Source organism: Microcoleus sp. D3_18_C4, from assembly GCF_036702355.1.
In the GTDB taxonomy this organism is placed as follows: domain Bacteria; phylum Cyanobacteriota; class Cyanobacteriia; order Cyanobacteriales; family Microcoleaceae; genus Microcoleus.
Genome location: NZ_JAUBTF010000032.1, coordinates 58,533 through 79,953, shown reverse-complemented (window position 1 = coordinate 79,953; position 21,421 = coordinate 58,533). Strand labels below are relative to the sequence as shown.

The 21,421-nt window shown below is 47.0% G+C and carries 17 protein-coding genes; 9 read left to right on the top strand and 8 right to left on the bottom strand.

Annotated elements, in window-relative coordinates; genetic code table 11:
* Positions 1–39 precede the first annotated feature (39 nt).
* Positions 40–3,192, top strand: coding sequence for a HEAT repeat domain-containing protein (locus QUA90_RS17185; protein WP_445300117.1), 3,153 nt, complete (start codon positions 40–42; stop codon positions 3,190–3,192).
* A 210-nt stretch (positions 3,193–3,402) separates the two neighbouring features.
* On the opposite strand, the gene QUA90_RS17180 is transcribed toward QUA90_RS17185, so the two are convergent.
* Entirely contained in the window at positions 3,403–5,313 is a 1,911-nt protein-coding gene (locus QUA90_RS17180) for an ABC transporter ATP-binding protein (protein ID WP_333446706.1), read from the bottom strand.
* A 524-nt stretch (positions 5,314–5,837) separates the two neighbouring features.
* On the opposite strand from QUA90_RS17180, the gene secA reads away from it, so the two are divergent.
* The 3 genes from secA (at position 5,838) to QUA90_RS17165 (ending at position 9,295) form a co-directional block, all read left to right on the top strand.
* A complete protein-coding gene (gene secA, locus QUA90_RS17175) occupies positions 5,838–8,654 on the top strand; it encodes a preprotein translocase subunit SecA (RefSeq protein WP_333446704.1) in 2,817 nt (938 codons plus the stop codon).
* Positions 8,655–8,808: 154 nt separating this feature from the next.
* Positions 8,809–9,063, top strand: a complete 255-nt coding sequence (locus QUA90_RS17170; protein ID WP_333288196.1) for a DUF4160 domain-containing protein — start codon at positions 8,809–8,811, stop codon at positions 9,061–9,063.
* On the top strand, positions 9,026–9,295 hold the full coding sequence (locus QUA90_RS17165) for a DUF2442 domain-containing protein (RefSeq protein ID WP_333108088.1): 270 nt from the start codon (positions 9,026–9,028) through the stop codon (positions 9,293–9,295). The genes QUA90_RS17170 and QUA90_RS17165 overlap by 38 nt, the downstream gene beginning before the upstream one ends.
* Positions 9,296–9,381: 86 nt before the next feature.
* On the opposite strand, the gene QUA90_RS17160 is transcribed toward QUA90_RS17165, so the two are convergent.
* From QUA90_RS17160 to QUA90_RS17150, 3 genes are all read right to left on the bottom strand, one after another.
* Complete coding sequence (locus QUA90_RS17160; protein WP_333446702.1) at positions 9,382–9,675, bottom strand: DUF3288 family protein; 294 nt, start codon at positions 9,673–9,675, stop codon at positions 9,382–9,384.
* Between the two features lie 86 nt (positions 9,676–9,761).
* Positions 9,762–10,670 (bottom strand): hypothetical protein, encoded by a 909-nt coding sequence (locus QUA90_RS17155; protein WP_333446699.1) that lies wholly within the window; start codon positions 10,668–10,670, stop codon positions 9,762–9,764.
* A 55-nt stretch (positions 10,671–10,725) separates the two neighbouring features.
* Positions 10,726–11,295 carry a tetratricopeptide repeat protein gene (locus QUA90_RS17150; RefSeq protein ID WP_333387062.1) on the bottom strand — a complete coding sequence of 190 codons (570 nt, stop codon included), beginning with the start codon at positions 11,293–11,295 and terminating at the stop codon, positions 10,726–10,728.
* 219 nt (positions 11,296–11,514) lie between these two features.
* On the opposite strand from QUA90_RS17150, the gene QUA90_RS17145 reads away from it, so the two are divergent.
* On the top strand, positions 11,515–11,679 hold the full coding sequence (locus QUA90_RS17145; RefSeq protein WP_333387060.1) for a hypothetical protein: 165 nt from the start codon (positions 11,515–11,517) through the stop codon (positions 11,677–11,679).
* Here the strand turns inward: QUA90_RS17145 and QUA90_RS17140 are convergent.
* Positions 11,654–13,705 carry a serine/threonine-protein kinase gene (locus QUA90_RS17140; protein ID WP_333446697.1) on the bottom strand — a complete coding sequence of 684 codons (2,052 nt, stop codon included), beginning with the start codon at positions 13,703–13,705 and terminating at the stop codon, positions 11,654–11,656. The two genes, QUA90_RS17145 and QUA90_RS17140, sit on opposite strands and share 26 nt — an antisense overlap.
* 452 nt (positions 13,706–14,157) lie before the next feature.
* Between QUA90_RS17140 and msrP the strand changes: the two genes are divergently transcribed.
* A complete protein-coding gene (gene msrP / locus QUA90_RS17135; protein WP_333446695.1) occupies positions 14,158–15,141 on the top strand; it encodes a protein-methionine-sulfoxide reductase catalytic subunit MsrP in 984 nt (327 codons plus the stop codon).
* A 259-nt stretch (positions 15,142–15,400) separates the two neighbouring features.
* Positions 15,401–16,066: a Uma2 family endonuclease gene (locus QUA90_RS17130; protein WP_333446693.1), complete on the top strand. Its 666-nt coding sequence runs from the start codon at positions 15,401–15,403 to the stop codon at positions 16,064–16,066.
* A gap of 106 nt (positions 16,067–16,172) precedes the next feature.
* Here the strand turns inward: QUA90_RS17130 and miaA are convergent, their stop codons facing one another.
* Positions 16,173–17,075 (bottom strand): tRNA (adenosine(37)-N6)-dimethylallyltransferase MiaA, encoded by a 903-nt coding sequence (miaA, locus tag QUA90_RS17125; RefSeq protein ID WP_333446691.1) that lies wholly within the window; start codon positions 17,073–17,075, stop codon positions 16,173–16,175.
* Between the two features lie 257 nt (positions 17,076–17,332).
* On the opposite strand from miaA, the gene gyrB reads away from it, so the two are divergent.
* A complete protein-coding gene (gene gyrB, locus QUA90_RS17120; RefSeq protein ID WP_333446689.1) occupies positions 17,333–19,273 on the top strand; it encodes a DNA topoisomerase (ATP-hydrolyzing) subunit B in 1,941 nt (646 codons plus the stop codon).
* A gap of 249 nt (positions 19,274–19,522) precedes the next feature.
* Positions 19,523–20,239 (top strand): heme oxygenase (biliverdin-producing), encoded by a 717-nt coding sequence (locus tag QUA90_RS17115; protein ID WP_333082007.1) that lies wholly within the window; start codon positions 19,523–19,525, stop codon positions 20,237–20,239.
* Here the strand turns inward: QUA90_RS17115 and QUA90_RS17110 are convergent.
* Both QUA90_RS17110 and QUA90_RS17105 read right to left on the bottom strand, forming a co-directional pair.
* Positions 20,226–20,606 (bottom strand): hypothetical protein, encoded by a 381-nt coding sequence (locus tag QUA90_RS17110; RefSeq protein WP_333446687.1) that lies wholly within the window; start codon positions 20,604–20,606, stop codon positions 20,226–20,228. The genes QUA90_RS17115 and QUA90_RS17110 overlap by 14 nt on opposite strands.
* 41 nt (positions 20,607–20,647) lie before the next feature.
* Entirely contained in the window at positions 20,648–21,301 is a 654-nt protein-coding gene (locus QUA90_RS17105; RefSeq protein WP_333446685.1) for an S-layer homology domain-containing protein, read from the bottom strand.
* Between the last annotated feature and the right edge of the window lie 120 nt (positions 21,302–21,421).

Below are 21,421 nucleotides of genomic sequence, written 5' to 3'. Positions count from 1 at the left end.
CAATTATGAGTTAGCTCTAGGGGGCTAAATTTAAAACTTCTGATTATAACATATATCTTTTTTGCAAGAGGTCTATTCTCTGCTTGCGAACAGGGTGTAGTCGAAGATTTTCTTAAAAGTTTCTTGACGGGTGCAGCACTTCCAGAACTCCTGAAACCTTTCAACGACCAAGAAAAGCCTCAAGTTGAGTTTTTAGTTGAAGCCTTTAATGCGACAGTCCCAGAACACAAGAAAATTCAAGGCAGATTCGCTCCAGAAAGACTGCATGATTGGTTGGAGGTTTTTGGTGACACCTATTTCCATAAAACAAGTAGTTATTTAAGGTTTAAAGTTGCCAAAGCAGACTATTTGAAGCAACTGGGTAACTGGTTTGATGATGTTAAGTTTGCTGGCATTGATGTCGAAGGTCAGGAAATCGAAAAATCGGAAAAATTGGCTCAGATTTTTGTGATACCGGATGTTTTGGAAGAGGTAAATATTCATAATTACTTGGAGATCCAAGAATTGGGAGAAGGCAAAAAACTGCAACAGATGCAGAGAGAAACTCGCTCTGCTAGAAAGTTTTTAGCATCACAATTATTGAATCAAAATCAATCAAATAAATTTGTGTTGCTGGGCGCTCCTGGTTCTGGCAAAACAACTTTACTGAGCTTTTTTGCGGTGATGTTGGCTCAGAATGCTCCCGAAAAACTCGGCTGGGATTCAGGGATAGATTGCTTGCCGATTTTGATTAAAATTCGGGATTTTGCTAGGCTTTCAGATATCAATTTCCTCGACTATGCCCGCCAGTTTGCCGAAAAAACTATGTCCGTGAAACCGCTGCCCGAAGGCTTCTTTGAGTATTGGCTGGCAGACGGTAGGGCGATGATTTTGTTGGATGGATTGGATGAGGTTGTTGAAGAATCCAAGCGCTATGCAGTCGTGCAGCAAATTGAGAATTTTTTGGGGCAGTATCATCAAAATCTGGCAATTATTACTTCTCGCCCTGCTGGTTACAAACGCGATTTTTTTAATACTTCGGAGTTTGAACACTATCAGTTACAACTGTTTGATAATCTTAAGGTTAATGAGTTTATTAATCGCTGGTACGACAGCCGCATTCCAGAAGCGGCGGAAGCTCAACGCCGCAAAGATAGCATTAAAAAAGCTCTCGATGAAAATGATCGAATTAAATTGTTGGCGAGAAATCCGCTATTGCTAACAATCATTGCTTTGATTCACCGCTATCAAGCTGTACTGCCGAGGGCACGCCACAAGCTTTATGAAAAAGCTGTGGAGACGCTGTTAAAGAATTGGGATGCTAACAAAAATCTGACTGAGCAGTCGGGATTCAAATGTTTAGATGTAGATGATTTACGGCGGTTGATGGAAATTCTCGCCTATTGGATTCACACTCAGGGTATTACGGATTATCCTGAAGGGGGGACGCTGATTTCCAAGGATGATTTGTTAGAGAAGTTAACTCAAATTATTAAAACAAAGAAACAGGTTGAATTGTCCAAGGCAAGAGAGGAAGCTAAACGATTTGTGGTTTTTATTCAACAGCGGACGGGATTGCTCAACGAACAAGGACAAGATTTATACGCTTTTGTACACAAGACTTTTCAAGAATATTTGTGCGCTCAGCAAATCGGCTATCAGGCAGATGATGAGGATAATTTTGAGTTTGTTCTCAATCATATTCGAGAGCATTTGCATGACCCCCACTGGCGGGAAGTGTTGCTGTTGTTGATTGCTCAACAAAAACCGAAGAAAGCGGCGAAAGCGATGCGGGCAATTTTGGCGGCGAATAGCGAGCATGAGCAATGGTTGCACCGCGATTTGTTTTTTGCTGGCAGTTGTCTGGCTGAAAATATTAAAGAGTTAAAGGTTGCAGATTCCAGTCTAACTGTGGAGATTTTCGAGAAGTTGGTTGAGTTGGAGGTAAGAGATGGGCAACAGGTTGGTCGCAGGGTGCGCTATCAGGTTTTGCAAATCCTTTGCAGTATGAATGAGACTGAGTTTGAGGCGCAAACTTTGCAACTTTTGAAAGCAAGGGGTGTTGATGAAAATCGATTGTGGAGATATCAAGCCGCTTTAGGGGAAAAAGAAGCCGCCATCAGTTCCCTGTTGTTACGTATCGAAGATGCGAATGAGAATGTGCGTCGTCAGGCAGCACAAGCCTTGGGAGAGTTGGGAAATGCTTCAGAAACCGTCATTAGTGCCCTGCTACTACGTCTCCAAGATAAGAATTCAGGGGTACGTTTATTGGCAGCACGAGCCTTGGGCAAGTTTGGAAATGCTTCAGAATCTGCGATCAGTGCCCTGCTGTTACGTCTCGAAGATGGCGATAACTCGGTGCATCGTCTTCGCGCAGCGGAAGCCTTAGGTAACTTGGGAAATGCTTCAGAATCTGTGATCAGTGCCCTGCTGTTACGTCTCGAAGATGGCGATAAGTGGGTGCGTCGTCAGGCAGTAAGAGCCTTGGGTAACTTGGGAAATGCTTCAGAATCTGTGATCAGTGCCCTGCTGTTACGTCTCGAAAATGGCGATAACTCGGTGCGTAGCTGTGCAGCATATGCCTTGGACAGGTTGGGAAATGCTTCAGAGGCTGTCATCAGTGCCCTGCTGCTATGTCTCGAAGATGCGGATGAGGGTGTGTATAGCACGGCAGCCGAAGCCTTGGGTAACTTGGGAAATGCTTCAGAAGCTGTCATCAGTGCCTTGCTGCTACGTCTCGAAGATGGGGATGAGGATGTGCGTAGTTCGGCAGCATATGCCTTGGGCAAGTTGGGAAATGCTTCAGAAGCCGTCATCAGTGCCTTGCTGCTACGTCTCGAAGATCGCGGTAACTCGGTGCGTCTTCAGGCAACGCAAGCCTTGGGTAACTTGGGAAATACTTCAGAAGTTGTGAGCAGTGCCTTGCTGCTACTTCTCGAAGATGGCGATAAGTGGGTGCGTGGTGAGGCAGCAGAAGTCTTGGGCAAGTGGGGAAATGCTTCAAAAGCAGTCATCAACGCCTTGCTGTTACGTCTGCAAGATGGGGATGACTTGGTGCGTAGCTCGGCAGCATTAGCCTTGAGTAAGTTGGGTCTCAAATCAAGCGAGGTTTTGCCTGCAGTCGTGCAATGGATCGATCGCCATCAGGATGCAAAATATGTCGGCTCAGGTATTGATGCGTTGTGGGATTTGGTGGCCAGTGAGGGAAATTGATCGCCAGTGCCTTTTTAGAAGTATGTAGCTTTTGCGCCAGTAAAACCTGATCGCCCTTGCGGAGCTTTCACCAAAAATGCGATCGCCCAGTCTGCTGTTTGACTATTAGAACCCTCCATCCCTTTAACAACCGGGAACAGAGGTCAATTATTCAATCTAAAATCTAAAATCTAAAATCTAAAATTGTTTGAAAAGAGTCATGTCGTGTCCCTACTCTATGGAGGGTTTGGGCGTAACTCCTGTTGATTTTACTGGGTCGTAGCCCAACATTCGGTAGTAGAGTCCCTGTTGGTTAAGGAGTTGGGAGTGACTGCCAGATTCAACAATCTCGCCGTCTTGCATCACAAAAATCAGATCGCAGTCTACAGCAGTTTCGAGTCGGTGCGTAACCAAGACGATCGTTCTTTTGCGGCGTAGACGTTGCAGAGTCTCTAAGACCCACTGCTCGTGCTTCAAGTCCAGGGCATTCGTGGGTTCATCGAGGATGAGTATGGGAGCCTTAGTGATGAGTGCTCGCGCAATAGCTAGGCGCTGTCGCTGTCCGCCCGATAGGTTTTGACCGCCCTCAGCGATTAAAGTATCATACTGTTCCGGCAAGGTTTCGATGAACTCAACTGCCCCAGCTTCGACCGCCGCCTCCCGAATATCGGCGAGCCTTGCATCCGCGCGACCGTAGGCGATATTCTCTGCGATCGTTCCGGGGAAAAGCGGGCTACCTTGGGAGACGAGCGCCATGTGTTTGCGGACATCGGCAATCTTGAGGGTGCGAAGGTCAAAGCCGTCGAGGAGGACGCTGCCCGATGTCGGGTCGTAGAAGCGGGGCAAAAGATTGAGCAGCGTACTCTTTCCTGTCCCGCTAGGGCCTAAAAACGCCACCATTTGACCCGGCTCGATACTAGCATTGATGTTTCGCAAAACGGGTTGCCCAGAGTTGTACTCGAAGCTCACATCCGCAAGTGCTAATGTGCAGGGATGAACAGGAAGCGATCTCGCATCAGGCTCATCCTTTATAGCAGGTGGCTCGTCAATGACCGTAAAGACGCGATCGCATGAAGCAACAAACGTCTGGATCTTAGTGGTGAAGCCCAACACCCAACCTATCGGGTCCCAGAACTGCCCCAGGTATGCCATGAATACGAGTAGATCGCCAATGGTCACGCCGCCCTGCACCGGACGCAAGAACTGGTCGCGATAGACTAAGTATCCGCCGTAGCCTAAGATTACTCCGCTTCCCAGGGCGAAGACTACCTGAACCGCTAACGGATAGAGGTTTTCTTGCCAATTGAGTCGCATGGACGCCTTGACGCTGCGTTCGACCGCCTGCCCGAAGCGCCGCGACTCCGTTGCTTCTCGACCGAAAGACTGGATTAGCCCGATTAACTCTATAGCTTGCTGCATGGTTGAGGTCATCACCGCATCGGTCTGCTTCGACTCCAGGGCTCGACTCCTAATCCTTCCCTCGAAGTACCAATTCGCCAGTATTAAAAGCGGAGTGAACGAAAGCGCAAACACGGTGAGAAGGACGTGGCGCGACAGCATGATCCAGATCATCGCCGTCAGCGTCACCGATGCAGCCGTGGAGCCGATGAGCGTATCGATCACCCCCCAGGGTCCGAGGCTGTCGTAGCTCAACCGATAGATTGCGTCACCTTGCGATCGTCCGCCGTGCCAACCGAGACTCAGCGCTTGTAGTTTGTCGTAAAGTTCGGTACGAACGCGCAAGGTTCCGTTGTACTGGATGCGGTAGTTCAACATCCTACGAAGCATGAAGACGGTATCGCTCAGGATTCTGATAATCATCGCGACGAACGCCATTCCGAAAATCCGGTTCAGCGTGCCTTCACCGAACGGAGCAAGAAACAGTGTATGAATCCAGTCGGATTTCGGAGTTGGCGACAAAACCGTATCGACTAGAATCGCGATCGGCCAGGCGTTGAGAAGGTTGAAAAGCACTGATGCTCCGATCAAAAGCAAGAGTATGATGATCAGCCATAAGTCTTTGCGGAAGTAGGAAATGGAGCGCAGAACGATCCGCACCAACCAATGCTGGTTAATTAACGGCCGCACCATTGTTGGTGAATTCTTCTGGCCCTTCAAACGTGCTTTGAATAGAAAAGTCATAAATGTGCTGGGTGTCTCTAAGTAAGACAATGCACCAATTAGGAAGTTTCACCCCAGTCAGAGAAGCTAGAAATCAACTTGGAGCTACAACCTTTGTTGTCAAGTAAGGCAGATGGAACGTGAGATTATTAGACTGGTGCAACATTTAAGTATAGTTTCCTTGTTCTAGGGTAGCTAAATTGCAAGCGAGATCGCTTTTTCGATTAAAACCCGATCGCCGTTCCGGAAATTTCACCAAAAATGCGGTCAGTCTGCTGTTTGACGATTAGGGCCCTCCATCCCCTTAACAACCGGGAACAGAACTCAATTATTCAATCTAAAATCCAAAATCTAAAATCTAAAATCGATCTATTATTCAATCTAAAATCTAAAATCGAAAATCCAAAATCGGTCGATCGCCCCCAGCGACGGCCCAGGAGGGTCAATGGTTGCTACAATCGGGGAGGGTATATGTTGTGGCTAACACTACAGCCCGTAACCCTGAAAGCTAATAGCTAAATTATTAAAAATCTGCCTCTCCTGCCATGTTTAAAAATCTGCTAGGCGATCCCAACGCGCGCAAACTTAGAAAATTTCAGCCTTGGGTAGCTGATATCAATATCTTGGAAGAAGACTTCCGCGTACTCTCAGACGACGACCTCCGAGGGAAAACGGCCGAGTTTCAAGAACGTCTGGCAAAAGCTAAATCTCTCAACGAAGAAAAAGAGATCTTAGACGAAATCTTGCCGGAAGCTTTTGCAGTGGTGCGGGAAGCGGGACAGCGGGTTTTGGGACTGCGCCACTTTGATGTCCAACTCCTCGGCGGCATCATCCTGCACAAAGGCCAAATTGCCGAAATGAAAACCGGTGAAGGCAAAACTCTTGTGGCGACGCTGCCAGCTTACCTTAACGCCCTCAACGGCAAAGGCGTACACATCATCACCGTCAACGATTATCTCGCAAGACGGGACGCGGAATGGATGGGACAGGTGCACCGCTTCCTGGGATTGACTGTGGGACTGATTCAGCAGGGCATGGATCAGGTGGAACGCAAGAAAAATTATAGCTGCGATATTACCTACGCCACTAACAGCGAAGTCGGCTTTGATTATTTGCGCGACAACATGGCTACTGTCATGGAAGATGTAGTGCAGCGTCCTTTTAATTTCTGCGTGATTGACGAGGTTGACTCGGTGCTGATTGATGAAGCACGGACGCCTTTAATTATTTCCGGCCAGGTGGAACGCCCCAGTGAGAAGTATATACGGGCGGCTGAGGTAGCTGCTGCTCTGAGAAAGGAAAATGAAGAACATTACGAGGTTGACGAAAAGGCTCGGAATGTGCTATTGACCGATGAAGGGTTTGGTGAAGCTGAGCGGTTGTTGGGTGTTACGGATTTGTACGACCCGGCTGACCCTTGGGCGCATTACATTTTTAATGCGATTAAGGCGAAGGAATTGTTTATTAAGGATATTAACTACATCGTCACTCCCGATCGCGAGGTGGTGATTGTGGATGAGTTTACCGGTCGGGTGATGCCGGGACGGCGCTGGAGTGACGGTTTGCACCAGGCGATCGAAGCGAAGGAACGGGCGGAAATTCAGCCGGAAACTCAGACGCTGGCGACGATTACCTATCAGAATTTCTTTTTGCTTTATCCGAAGCTGTCGGGGATGACTGGGACGGCGAAGACTGAAGAGACGGAGTTTGAGAAGATTTACAATCTGGAAGTAACGCTGATTCCCACTAACCGGATTACCAGCCGTACTGACCTTTCGGATATGGTTTACAAGGCGGAGGCTGGTAAGTGGAATGCGATCGCCCAAGACTGCGCGGAAATGCACGAAATCGGTCGGCCGGTGCTGGTGGGCACTACGAGCGTGGAAAAGTCGGAGTTGCTGTCGCGGCTGCTGCTGGAACGGAAAATTCCTCACAATTTGCTTAATGCTAAACCGGAAAATGTGGAGCGGGAGTCGGAAATTATCGCTCAAGCCGGACGCAAAGGCGCTGTGACGATCGCGACAAACATGGCGGGACGCGGTACTGATATTATTTTGGGCGGTAATTCTGAGTACATGGCGCGCCTCAAGTTGCGAGAGTATTTTATGCCCCGAATCGTGCAACCCGAAGATGACGGCGACTTTTCGGTGGTGCAAGTACCTGGTATTGGTGGCCGCCCCGCACCTCAAGGTTTTGCTCCCACTACGAAAAAGGTAAAGTCTTGGAAAGCTTCGGCGCAGATTTTCCCGACGCAGCTATCGAAAGATGCCGAGCAAATGCTCAAAGCGGCGGTGGAATTGGCGGTGAAGGAGTACGGGGAGCGATCGCTCACGGAATTGCAAGCCGATGATATCGTGGCTGTAGCTTCGGAAAAAGCGCCGACAAAAGACCCGGTAATTCAAAAATTGCGGGAAGCTTACAATTTAACTCGCAGGGAATATGATGCTTTTACCAGCACCGAACACGATGAAGTCGTGCAGTTGGGAGGCTTGCACGTCATCGGTACCGAACGCCACGAATCGCGCCGGATCGATAATCAGTTGCGCGGCCGGGCGGGACGCCAAGGAGACCCTGGTTCTACACGGTTTTTCTTGAGTTTGGAAGACAATTTGCTGAGGATTTTCGGCGGTGAACGGGTTGCCGGTTTGATGAAGGCTTTCGGTGTTGAGGAAGATATGCCGATCGAATCTGGAATGCTGACTCGTTCCCTCGAAGGCGCTCAGAAAAAAGTCGAAACCTACTATTACGATATCCGCAAGCAGGTATTTGAATATGACGAAGTGATGAACAATCAGCGTCGAGCAATCTATGCGGAACGTCGCCGAGTATTAGAAGGTTTGGACTCCAAAGAACAGGTAATTAAGTATGCCGAACAGACGATGGACGACATCGTAGGAGCATACATCAATCCCGATTTACCTTCGGAAGAATGGGAACTCGACAAACTTGTGAGCAAGGTGAAGGAATTTGTTTATCTACTCGCTGACATGACACCGGATCAGCTAGAAGATTTGTCCGTTGAGGAAATTAAAACTTTCTTGCACGAACAAGTCCGCAATGCTTACGACATTAAAGAAGCGGAAGTTAATGCAATCCGAGCTGAATTGATGCGAGATGCGGAACGGTTCTTTATTTTGCAGCAAATTGATACTTTGTGGCGGGAACACTTGCAACAAATGGATGCTTTGCGCGAGTCTGTAGGGCTGCGCGGTTACGGGCAAAAAGACCCGCTGATCGAGTACAAAACTGAAGGTTACGAGCTGTTTTTGGACATGATGACCGATATCCGCCGCAATGTGGTTTATTCGCTGTTCCAGTTCCAGCCGCAGCCGGCTATGCAAGTTTCGCCAGAGATGGTTTGAAGATAGTTAACAGTTGACTGTTGACTGTTGACTGCAACTGGTTCCCAGGCTCTTCCTAGGAACCAGTTGATTTTACACCACCAGTGTCATGGAAGAAGAATAAAAGAAGACCAAATACAGATATTCGCATTGAAATATTGTATAACCTGGAATTATGCCCACTATTTTACGAATAGGCCCTTACCGACTTTACTTTTACAGCCATGAACCAAATGAACCACCTCATGTTCATATTGACAGAGACAAATCATCGGTTAAATTTTGGTTGGAGCCAGTCAGTTTAGGAAACAACCTTGGTTTTAGTGCTAAAGAACTTCGTAAAATACAGTCGGTAGTACAAGAAAATAAACAAACGCTATTGGAGGCTTGGTATGGGTATTTTGGCGATTCGAGCGGACGAGAGAGTTAAGCACATTCATTTTACAGAAGAAACCATTAGTGTTGATTTGATGGATGGACGAATCATTACCGTCCCTTTAATTTGGTATCCAAGATTGTTTCATGCAACGCCCGATCAAAGGGAAAAATGGGAAGTATGTGGAGGAGGCTATGGCATTCACTGGGAAGAAATTGATGAAGACCTCAGTACAGAAGGAATGCTGCGAGGTGCACCGGCTCCGAGGCCTAAAATTACTCATTAATTTCGATCGCTATTTCACTTCTAAGCTTTCGTAATATAGCCTTTCTCACGTAAGAGATAAAGGAGGTATTTAAGGTAGATTGGAGATTAAAGCCAATCTTCTTGATCGCTTTTTTGTTTCCTGTAAACATCACCTGTGGCGTGAATTTTACGGGTTTGTTCGTAAAGAGTTTCTTCGGTATGATTCCATTTTTGCAATACTTTTTTTAAGTCTGATTGAATATCTCTAGCACCGGGAAAGCCTCGGTAGCGAATTATTAATCTTGCTAATTCCGATAAATTGTAGTCGGTTGCTTCTCCTCCTAATAAAGTATCGACACTGGCTCGATCGCGCTTGTATTGCGGATGCTGCTGATCTTGAGTTTTTTGTACTGAATCCATACTATTTATGTTTCCCAATCATTTAGAATACCGAGATACCCGACTTCTTCAAGAAATCGGGGATAAAATTAGAGTTAGAGTTTTACTTAAATTGTCGCTTCAGTCATCCCCAGAAATTTTTGTGTTTGTTCAGTAATACCAAATAGTTGATCGCCGTGACAAAATATTTCCCAGGCGCGAATTCCCATAAAACCAATACCTGCAACCGCCAAGGGCATCGCTGCGGAACCTAAAAGCGCGGCAATCGGGGGAAATATCATGCACAGCGTTAACAGAATACCAGTAATAACACCGCCAGCAATGCCAGCTTTGGCGGTGGCGCTGGCGACTTGTTCGACTAACTCTGACTGGGTAATTTGGCCTTCAACGCACAATAGCGAGTTTTCTAAGATAGAAAATATTAACTCAATTACTGCTGCGGCGATCGCCCCTTTCATTGCAGCCCCCACGATTTCGGCAACTGCTGCTTTAAACGCTGCATCCGCTAAAACTTGCTTAGCGACTGCTAATTCTGCGGCAGTCATGTCTACACCACCGCGAGCACGATTCACCCAAAAATATTCAAAAATCCCGTTAGTAGCTTCGCTTCCGCCTCCATTGACGTGCGCTTGGATGTGGCTCCAATCTTTATCTTGACAGAAGTTGCGAATTGCTTCTGGCCCTTGGGCACGAATTTGGGCGGGTATGGATTCAAATACTTTTGCTGCTTCTTGCACATTTCGGATGCCGTCACGCATACCAGCCCTAGCAAATTTGAATTGCAGAGTGGTTGGCAGGTTCTCAAAACGGATGTTATGTGCTATTTTAAAAGCTTCTTGAGTGGCGATCGCCCCGGCACTAACCATTGAACTTGGCGCTGATTGTACCCACGCCGTTAATACAGTTGCATTTTCCTCAACTTTAGCAGCGATTTGGTTGGCTAAGTTTTGGGTATCGGCAACAGTTTCTTGTACTTTAGCCGTTAGGAACTCGAGCGGATTCTGGCTAATTTCCATGTTGATCCAGCTTGCATCGTTAATGATTGAATTATTTTGACTATAACATTCCTCTTCAGTAAGTGTTACTTTTTACTGAATTGCTTCTCGCTTCTAACTCCGGCTGTAAATTTAGAGCTTTTTTTTGATAAAATAAACCTTCATTGATTCGCCCTTGTTCTTCCAAACTTTTGCCTAAATTCCAATAAGCGACTGCTAAATCTGGTTGAAGAACGATAGATTTTTGGTAGTAACTTATGGCCTCATCGAGCTGGCCTTGTTTGTAAAACATACTGCCCAAGTTAACATAGGCTTCGACAAAATTAGGATCAAATTCGATCGCCTTGGAGTAGGCGCGAATTGCCGCGTCTATTTTGCCTTGGGCTTGCAGGATATTACCTAGGGTTTTGTAGGCGGCGGCGAAATTGGGTTGCTGGCGAAGTGCTTGGTAACAGGAGGCGATCGCCTCTACATATTTTTGTTGCGTATAATAAATTTCTGCTATCTTGTTGAGTGCGATCGCACTCTCCGTTTGAATGGCTAGTAATTTTTGATATTCAGCGATCGCCTCCTCAAGCTTTCCTGATTTCTGAAGGCTATCGCCCGCTGACAAATACTGCTCTGCTAACTCGGAATTTGCGGTCATAGATTTTACTTTAACAGCCGAAACTACTTTACCACAAGTGTTAGTTAGCAACCGCGATTTCTAGGGATATTGTGACTATTTGATATTTTAAATTTGTTTTTGTACCAACATAGGACTTACGCAATCATTCCAGGTATGGGGGAAACCACGGAGGGTTTGCCCCTACAAAACACTATATATTGAGGCTGTGCGTAAGTCCTGCAACAGTTCGGACAGTTTTTGATTACCAACAGCTTAGAAACCGGGTTTGTAACACCCATGCGTCAGCCTGGAAACTGTCGGAAGTGTTTAGATAAATTAGCTAAATGTTCGATCGCCCTAGCTGTTCAAAAATTAATTGAACGGGCGATCGAAAAAATTAAGGAGACAGTCGCCACACCTTAATCGTGTCGTCAAAACTGCCACTGATCAGAGTTTTGTCTTGAGGATTAAAAGCCAAATCCACCCAGGTAGAATGACCCTTCAGCGTGCCCGCGATTTCGCCGGAACTCATGCGCCACAGCTTGATAGTCCCGCTCAAATCCGCGCTGGCGAGTTTGTCTCCGTCGGGACTGAAAGCCAAGGACTTAACCTTGTCGGAATGGCCGATCAAAGTCCGTAGCAGAGAACCGTTAGGCTGCCCGGAGTGATTATTTGCGCTGATATCCCACAGCTTCACCGTCTTGTCCCAACTGCCGCTGGCGAGAGTTTGACCGTCCGGGCTGATGGCCAGAGACCAAACCGCCTCGGAATGACCCCAAAGAGTTTCTTTCAATTCCCCAGTCTGCCAGTTCCACAGGTTGATCTTACCGTCGCTGCGGCCGATCGCCAAAGTTTCTCGATCGGGGCTGAAAGCCACCGACTGCACCTCGTCAAAAACCTGCTTGAGAGTTTCCAACTCGGCCCCGCCTTGGACTTCCCACAGCTTCAAAGTTTTGTCCTTACCGACACTGGCCACTGTCTGGCTATCGGGACTGAAAACCACCGAGAACACGCCGTCTGTGTGTCCCTCCAACGTCCGAATTAACTTGCCCGAATAGAAATTCCACAATTTAATCGTACCGTCAACGCCACCGCTGGCGATCGTCCTGCCGTCGGGACTGACTGCCACCGACCACACCGGCCCCAAATGTCCTGTTAAAACCTTGAGCAGCTTGCCGTGACGCTTGTGCCGCAAGTGAATTGTGCCGTCGTTATTCCCGCTGACGATTACGCGGCCCTGGGGAGCTACTGCTACAGCCCAAACCGGGTTTTTGTCTTGATCCGCCAGAGTCCGCACTGCGGGTCGGGACTGCGATGCCTCACCGTTGAAATCCTGCATCGGGGGCGGATTGAACCGAATTTCGGGAATGCTAGAAACAGGCTCAGAAGAAGTGAAAGCCTGCGGTGCAGGAGATGGCAAGCGAACACCCAGCACTACGGACAGCAGGGCAACCGCAGTTCCTCCCCACATGGCCAAAGTCCACTTGGGTTTGCTGAGAATCACGTCTACCGGTGCCGGGCCGTATTTCATGTCTGTGAGAATTGCCTCGGTCGAGCGATAGCGTTTTGATGGTTCTCGCTGCACCATTTTATCCAGAATGCGGCCGAGTCGCGCCGAAACTGGTACTTTCAAATAATCTCTCCAAGTCCAACTTTCGGATTTGATGTCAAACAAATCAAAGGGCGACATTCCCGTTAACAAGTGAATGCAAGTGACGCCCAAACTGTAGATGTCGCTGCTCTTAATCGCTTGGCCTTTAATTTGTTCCGGGGCCGCATATTCCGCAGAACCTGTCACCGTTTTTGTTTTCAGCGGCCCGCTATTAGCCGGAATTGCCGCGCCGAAATCGACTAAAACTAGCCCAGAGGAACTTTCTTGGGACAGGGGATGTAGATCCTCTTTCGCTGCCAAAGCTGGGGATGCTTGGGGAGTTTTGCGGTGAATAATATTGGACGGTTTGATATCTCCGTGAATCAGTTGATGTTCGTGAACACATTGCAGGACTGGCAACAATTCGCTCAGCAGATACCAAATTTGAATTTCTTTAACAACACCTTTTTCTGAAAGCCGATCGGCTAAATTACGGCCTTCGATGTATTCTTGCACTAAATACTGGCAGCCTTCGACTTCAAAAGATGCCAGCAGTTTCGGTATTTGGGGATGTTTCCCCAACTCGTCGAGAACTGACGCCGAGCCGCGAAATGTCCGGTTTTGCTGTGTGCCACCGTCTGCGGCTGCTGAGCCGCAGAACTGTTGAATGACGCAGCGGGGTTGCGAAGGCTGGTCTTCATCGACTGCTAAGAAGGTGCGACAAGTGAGACTTTGACCGAGGGTGTGAAAGACTCGGTAGCGACCTTTTAGCAGCAAATTCGACTCGCAACTTTTGCAGACTGTCGCGCGATCGAGATTTTGGGGATTCGGGCAATTGGGATTTGTGCAGTAACTCATTTGTCTTTCCGCTGGAGACCCCCGTCCGACATTATTGCTGGTGGGGGAGGAAAGCGGGGCGGTGCGTGCCGCTTCCTATGGACAAATTAAATAATTGGAATCTTTGCTTGATCATAATTGTTTCCCAGATTTTCGCCACAATTGCACGCGGGCGATCGCGCGTAAATAATTGCTGACTTTCCTGCGAGCGAGGTTTAATAAGTCGATCGTACCGAGCTCGCGCGAGCGATCGGCTGGATTTGCTGTTACCGAATTACGTTATACTGTCATTGCGAATACTTTCAGTGCGATCACAAGCATTGCCAAAGCAATCGCGAGGCATTGCCAAATATCCGCGATTGTTTGTTCTATGGAGTCAATCTCAAACCTCAAATCTCAAATCTCAAATCGACTAACAGATTAAAAATTAGGCAACTTTCGCCCAACTAACTACTAACTTTTAACTATTACTTATGCCATTAATTCGCGTTCCCAAACCTTGGGAAATTCTCAACCCACAAATTACTCCAGAAACAGCCTTTCTCAACCGCCGCCGCTTCATGACAAACTTAATTGGCGCAGGCGTGACAGCTTCGCTGCTGCCGCTGACCGGCTGCCAAAGCAATGCTAGCTCAAAAACTGCTCTGGAGCAAAGCTCAACTCAAGCATATTCGGAATTGAGCCGGAATCCCGCCTTTGCAAAAGTCGATCGAGCGATTACCGACGAAGCCTTAGCTACAAAATACAACAATTTTTACGAATACGGTGGCACAAAATCTATTTGGCAAGCCGCTCAAGCTTTGCCAACAGAAAACTGGAAAGTAGAAGTAGGCGGTTTAGTAAAAAATCCCCGAACTTATGATATTGACGACCTCGAAAAGAAATTCCCTATCGAAGAACGAGTTTATCGATTTCGCTGCGTAGAAGCCTGGGCGATGGTAGTTCCTTGGGTCGGGTTTCCCATGAAATTACTGATGGCGGATGTCGAACCGCAATCGAAGGCTAAATTCGTTCGCTTCACCTCATTTTACGACCCCAAAATAACCCCCGGGCCCGGTTTGATGTCGCAATTTTATCCTTGGCCTTATACCGAAGGTCTGCGAATTGAAGAAATGGCGAACGATTTAGCATTTTTTGCCACAGGCTTGTATGGCCGAAGGCTACCAAAACAAAATGGTGCGCCGCTGCGGCAAGTGATTCCTTGGAAATACGGTTTTAAGGGCGCAAAGTCGATCGTCAAAATTGAATTTGTCGAACAGCAGCCCGCCACTTTTTGGAATACAATCGGCCCCAACGAATACGCCTTTGAAGCAAATGTCGAACCCGACAAACCGCACCCCAGATGGTCGCAGGCCAGCGAACGGATAGTCGGCCCCGGTAACAGTTGGTCGTGGGAAACTCGCCCAACTTTGCCCTATAACGGTTACGGCGAATATGTAGCTAGTTTGTACAGTTAATTAACTACGCGAGATGTAATTTGAGAAACAGGCTTTTCTGCTTCTCAAATTATTAATTTATCTCTTTTCTCTTTCTCTGCGCCCTCTGCGTTCTCTGCGGTTAATAAAAAAGATTTTTTTTCGGTTAACCAAAATGAAAGACAGGACACGATAATGCCCTATCCCTACCCTATACCTTCACTTTGTTTGTAAATTTTACCTTAAATTTGAAGTCCATCGACTACAATAAAAATTGATGAAGCTACCAAGGAATTGTTAAATGGTAACAACAACATCAACTCCCATCGAGCAGCAAACTACCCCAGCAGAAAACCGAGTTATTTTAAAAGGTGTCAGTTGGTCAACTTTTAAAGCATTGCTGACAGATGTTGGGGACGATAGAGCTTGGAGAATTGCCTACGATGGAGGAGTATTAGAAATCAGGATGCCACATCTAGAACATGAAGTTCCGAAAGGACTGATAGAAAGCTTTATTGAAGCTACAGCAGACGAGCTAGAAATCGAAGTGATGAAAGCTGGTTCTCTGACTCTCGAACGGGAAGATTTAACTCGTGCTGTCGAACCTGATACTTGTTTCTACATTCAAAATGAAGCCAGCGTCAGAGGTAAAAGAGATATCAACCTCCCAGAGGATTTGCCGCCGGATTTAGCAATAGAGTCGGATTACACGAATTCTTCAGTTAATAAAGATTCCATATATGCTGCTCTTGGTGTTCCCGAACTTTGGAGGTATCGGCGGGAATCTCTGCAAGTTTATCAACTTGTCGAGGGAAAATATGAAATGTGCGATCGTAGTTTAGCTTTTCCATTTTTACCCGTTGCCGAAATTCCGGGTTTCATCGAACAAAGCAGAACAGTCGGACAGCGGGCGGCTGTGCGTTTGTTTCGGCAAAGAATTAGAGAGATTTTGCCGATTCAAAGTTAACGCAAAAATCAGACTGTAGTTTAAAAACTAGCAAATTAATTTAAATTACATCAGCGTTAATCAGCGTTAATCGGCGGTTGAAAAAATCTTTAATTTCGATACAAAATCAATTGATAAACTCCTGCACTCTCTGCCAAACTCGCTCCAATAAATCTGGCGTGCTAACCTCAAACCATTCAATTTCCGGATAAGCACGAAACCAAGTCCGCTGTCTCTTCGCAAATTGTCGCGTGTGCAAAATTGTTAATTCTTTAGCTTCTTCAAGCTTAATGTCGCCAGCCAAATATTGTTTCATTTCCTGATATCCCAGCGTGTTCAACAGTGGCAAGTCGCAGCCGTATTTTTTACACAAATATTCTACTTCAGCAATCCAACCGCGTTCTAGCATTTGTTCGGTGCGCTGTTTGATCCGATCGACCAAAACATCGATCGCGCAATCCAACCCAATTTGTAAAATAGGATAATTGGGAGGATTTTCGCCCTGCTGTTCGGAAATAGGGCGACCGGTCGCATAAAATACTTCCAATGCCCTCAAAGTTCTTACGGGGTCATTGACGTGAATTTTCTCAGCCGCAGAGCGATCAACCTGCTGCAACATCGCGTAACATTGAGATTGTCCGAGTTCTGCAAGTTGCGATCGCAATTCGGGCATCGGCCCTACCCTCGGAATTTTTAAACCGCGCACGATCGATTTAATATATAAGCCCGTCCCTCCCACCAACAACAGAGGAGGAGAAACAGGAAAATCGACAGCAGCAATTAATTTTTGAGCTTGTTGCTGGTAATCTGCGAGTGTCAGCGTTTCCGTCGGATCGCAGATGTCAATTAAGTGATGCGGTACAGAAGTGCGATCGACTGCCGTCGGTTTTGCTGTTCCGATGTCAAATTCGCGGTACACTTGACGGGAGTCCGCACTCAGGATCGAGGATTGCAGTCGCCCCGCCAAAGCCAAAGCCACTCCCGACTTCCCCGTCGCCGTCGCCCCACAAATCGTAATTAATTTAGGCATAAGCTGTCGCACGTTTCCCTATAAAAACTCTCAAATCCTCTCCTCTCCATGCTTTCCCGTCTCTCCTACACTGATTCACCGCGCTACGCCTGGGGAGTCGCGAAGCAATATCAAAACTATTCCCCTCCGTCCCCCCGATAAATTTCCCTTCAGAAAGCCCTAGCATCGCCTTTAACGGTTTTGTGCTATAATTTTAGGAGTTTTCCCATTTTAGAAGCTTTCGGGGCTTTAGGCCTCATTATTGGAGCTATTTTTGTATGACCAGCAGCTACAGCGCCGACCAGATTCAAGTTCTCGAAGGTCTCGAAGCAGTCCGTAAACGGCCGGGGATGTACATCGGTACCACCGGGCCGCGAGGACTCCACCATCTAGTTTACGAGGTTGTGGACAATTCCATAGATGAGGCGCTGGCTGGCCACTGCACTCACATCGAGATTGACATCAACGCCGACGGTTCCGTTACCGTGACAGACGACGGCCGGGGTATTCCGACCGGCATCGTTGCCAAGACTGGCAAATCGGGAATAGAAACAGTAATGACTGTACTCCACGCCGGTGGTAAATTTGGCGGTGGTGGCTACAAGGTTTCTGGAGGATTGCACGGTGTAGGTATTTCTGTTGTTAACGCGCTGTCCGAGTGGGTAGAAGTGACAGTTTGGCGCGACCAAAAAGAACATTTACAGCGCTACGAAAGAGGCAATCCAGTTACTGAACTTACTGCCAAGCCCAACAAAGGCACTCGCACCGGCACTTCAGTTTCTTTCTTGCCAGATACTCAAATATTTAGCACTGGCATTGAATTTGATTACACTATACTCGCCGGGCGCTTGCGAGAATTGGGTTACTTGAATGCGGGCGTGAAAATTACCTTTAGCGACCACCGTTTGGAACTGCTCAAAAGTATCGAACCTCGCATCGAAACATACTGTTATGAGGGCGGAATCAAGGAATATATCGCCTACATGAACCGCGAAAAGCAGCCTCTGCACGAAGAAGTGATCTACGTGCAAGGAGAACGCAACAATGTGCAGATAGAAGTGGCTTTGCAGTGGTGCGTTGATGCTTTTAGTGACAACGTTCTCGGTTTTGCTAACAACATTCGGACGATCGACGGAGGCACGCACTTAGAAGGTTTGAAGGCAGTTTTGACGCGGACGATGAATTCGATCGCCCGCAAGCGCAACAAAATCAAAGAAAACGAGCCCAACCTCGCCGGCGAAAACGTTCGCGAAGGTTTGACAGCAGTCATTTCGGTCAAAGTCCCAGACCCGGAATTTGAAGGCCAAACTAAAACTAAGCTAGGAAATACAGAAGTTCGGGGAATTGTCGATTCCTTAGTAGGCGAAGTATTAACAGAATATTTGGAGTTTCGCCCCCAAGTAGCTGACGCTATTTTGGAAAAAGCTATTCAGGCATTTAAGGCTGCTGAAGCAGCCCGTCGTGCCCGCGATTTAGTCCGCCGAAAATCGGTCTTAGAATCGTCTCCTTTGCCTGGAAAATTAGCGGATTGTAGTTCCAGAGACCCTGCCCTGTCTGAGATCTACCTGGTGGAAGGGGATTCTGCAGGCGGATCGGCAAAACAAGGGCGCGATCGCCAATTCCAAGCAATCCTGCCTTTGCGCGGTAAAATTCTCAACATTGAGAAAACCGACGATGCCAAAATCTACAAAAATAACGAAATTCAGTCGTTAATTACAGCCCTGGGTTTGGGCATCAAAGGCGAAGAATTCGATCCGGGTCAATTGCGGTATCACCACATCGTAATTATGACTGACGCTGACGTAGATGGTGCTCACATCCGCACGCTATTGCTGACTTTCTTCTACCGCTATCAGCGCGCCCTTGTAGACCAAGGTTACATCTATATTGCTTGTCCTCCTCTCTATAAAGTGGAACGGGGACGCAATCATTACTACTGTTACAGCGATCGCGAAATGAACAATCTCATCCGCAATGAATTTCCGGCGAATGCTAACTACACCATTCAGCGGTTCAAAGGTTTGGGTGAAATGATGCCGACACAGTTGTGGGATACAACGATGAACCCAGAAACTCGGACGCTGAAACGAGTAGAGATTGAAGACGCTGCTGAGGCCGATCGCATCTTTACGATCTTAATGGGCGATCGTGTCGCCCCCCGCCGCGAATTCATCGAAACCTACGGCCCCAAACTCAACCTCCTCGACTTGGACATCTAAGTTAGTTGACAGTTGACAGTTGACAGTTGTTTGCTGGCGAGGATGAGTCATTAGTCATTAGTCATTAGTCATTAGTTAGTGACTGATGACTGATGACTGATGACTACTGACTACTGCCAACTGCCAACTTTTGTTATAAAAATTAATACAATCTCTCATCAAATCGATCTAAGGTAAACACTTAGGTAAATTTTAGATTTTTGGCGCATCCATCAGCTACCACAAAAATAGAAGGTTGGACAGTATAGCATGAGCATCAATTTAGCGACCAAATTGCGTGAGGGAACGAAAAAGTCCCACACAATGGCAGAAAACGTCGGTTTTGTCAAGTGTTTTTTAAAAGGCGTTGTAGAAAAAACTTCTTACCGGAAGTTAGTAGGAAACCTCTACTTTGTCTACTCGGCAATGGAAGAGGAAATGGAACGCCAAAAGCAGCATCCGGTTGTTTCAAAAATTTACTTTTCTGAGTTGAATCGCAAACAAAGCTTAGAGCAAGATTTATTTTACTACTACGGTGCGAATTGGCGCGAACAAGTAGCTCCGTCAGCTGCAGCTAAAGCTTATGTGGAGCGAATTCGCGAGATTTCGGCGACTGCCCCGGAACTGTTAGTAGCTCACTCTTACACTCGCTACTTGGGCGATTTATCTGGCGGACAAATCCTGAAGGGAATTGCCCAGCGCGGGATGAATCTTTCCGAGGGAGAAGGCACTGCTTTCTATGAATTCCAGGATATTCCTGATGAAAAAGAATTCAAGGCTAACTACCGTCAGGCAATGAATGAACTGCCGATTGACGAAGCAACAGCAGAACGAATTGTTGACGAAGCTAATGCAGCTTTTGGCATGAACATGAAGATGTTCATGGAGTTAGAAGGCAATTTGATTAAAGCAGTTGGTCAGATGCTTTTCAATACTCTGACGCGGAAGCGCGGTGGCGCCAGTACCGAATTGGCTACTGCTGATTGAGCCAACACTCATTGGCAATAATTTGAGCCTCGTTTAAGAGGAAAAACTTAAATCCTGGGGGTTTGATGGCTGCTTTTACAGTCACCAAATCTCCGGGATTTTGCATGGTGTTTGAATTGCGGACGATCGACTTTTTATAGAAGAAGGAAGAAGGAAGAAGGAAGAAAGAAGGAAGAAGGAAGAAGGAAGAAAGAAGGAAGAAGGAAGAAGGAAGAAGGAAGAAAGAAGGAAGAAGGAAGAAGGAAGAAGGAAGAAGGAAGAAGGAAGAAGGAAGAAGGAAGAAGGAAGAAGGAAGAAGGAAGAAAGAAGAAGGAAGAAGGAAGAAGGAAGAAGGAAGAATGCCCAATGCCCAATGCCCAATGCCCAATTACCAATTACCCATTCTCATGCAAAGGAAACTTACTATATTTACCTTCCCACGCCGCGATTAGGAGGCTCCTCGTCCGGGACAGGCAAAGAAGTGGGCCTTACTTGCCGCTCCAAATACTTACTCAAAGCGTAAGCGATATCCCAGCGAGTCATCGGCTTCAAAGGATTAATCTTATTAGTTGCGATATCAACATTAACAAACCCTTCATAAAGTGCAGTAGCTATAGACTTTCTAGCCCAATTAGGAATTTCACCTGCATCGGGATACTTAGCTAAAATTTCGGAAATGCTGGCATCAGGAAACTGAAAAACCCCGTAAGCTTGAGCAAAAATCGCTAAAGCTTCCGCGCGAGTCACCCTTTGATTAGGGAAAAACATTCGGTCGCGATATCCACTCATTGTTCCCGTTTTCAAAACAGTTTGAATCGCACTGTAAGCCCAGTAACTCTTCGGTACGTCCGGCAATTCTTTATCCGGTTTCTGAGCGGTTTTCCGCCGTTCCAAACCAAAAGTTTTTACTAAAATCACCGCCAAATCAGCACGACTGACAAGACCCTCAGCATTAAAATTGCCACTGGCATCTTTATTCATCAACCCTGCACTCACAACCCGGTCGATCGGGTCAATTATTTCTTGAGATTGAACCGCCATAGGCACTCCTTGCAGTAGGGCGATAGCCAAAAAAATACTCACTAACCTTTTCACGATTTTAATCCTTTCTGTCGCTAAAACAATCATGAAAACAGCAGTAATATTTTTTCCGGTTCCCTCGGTATTATTCTGTGGTTTCGGCGGTGCGCTAGATTTGGGGAT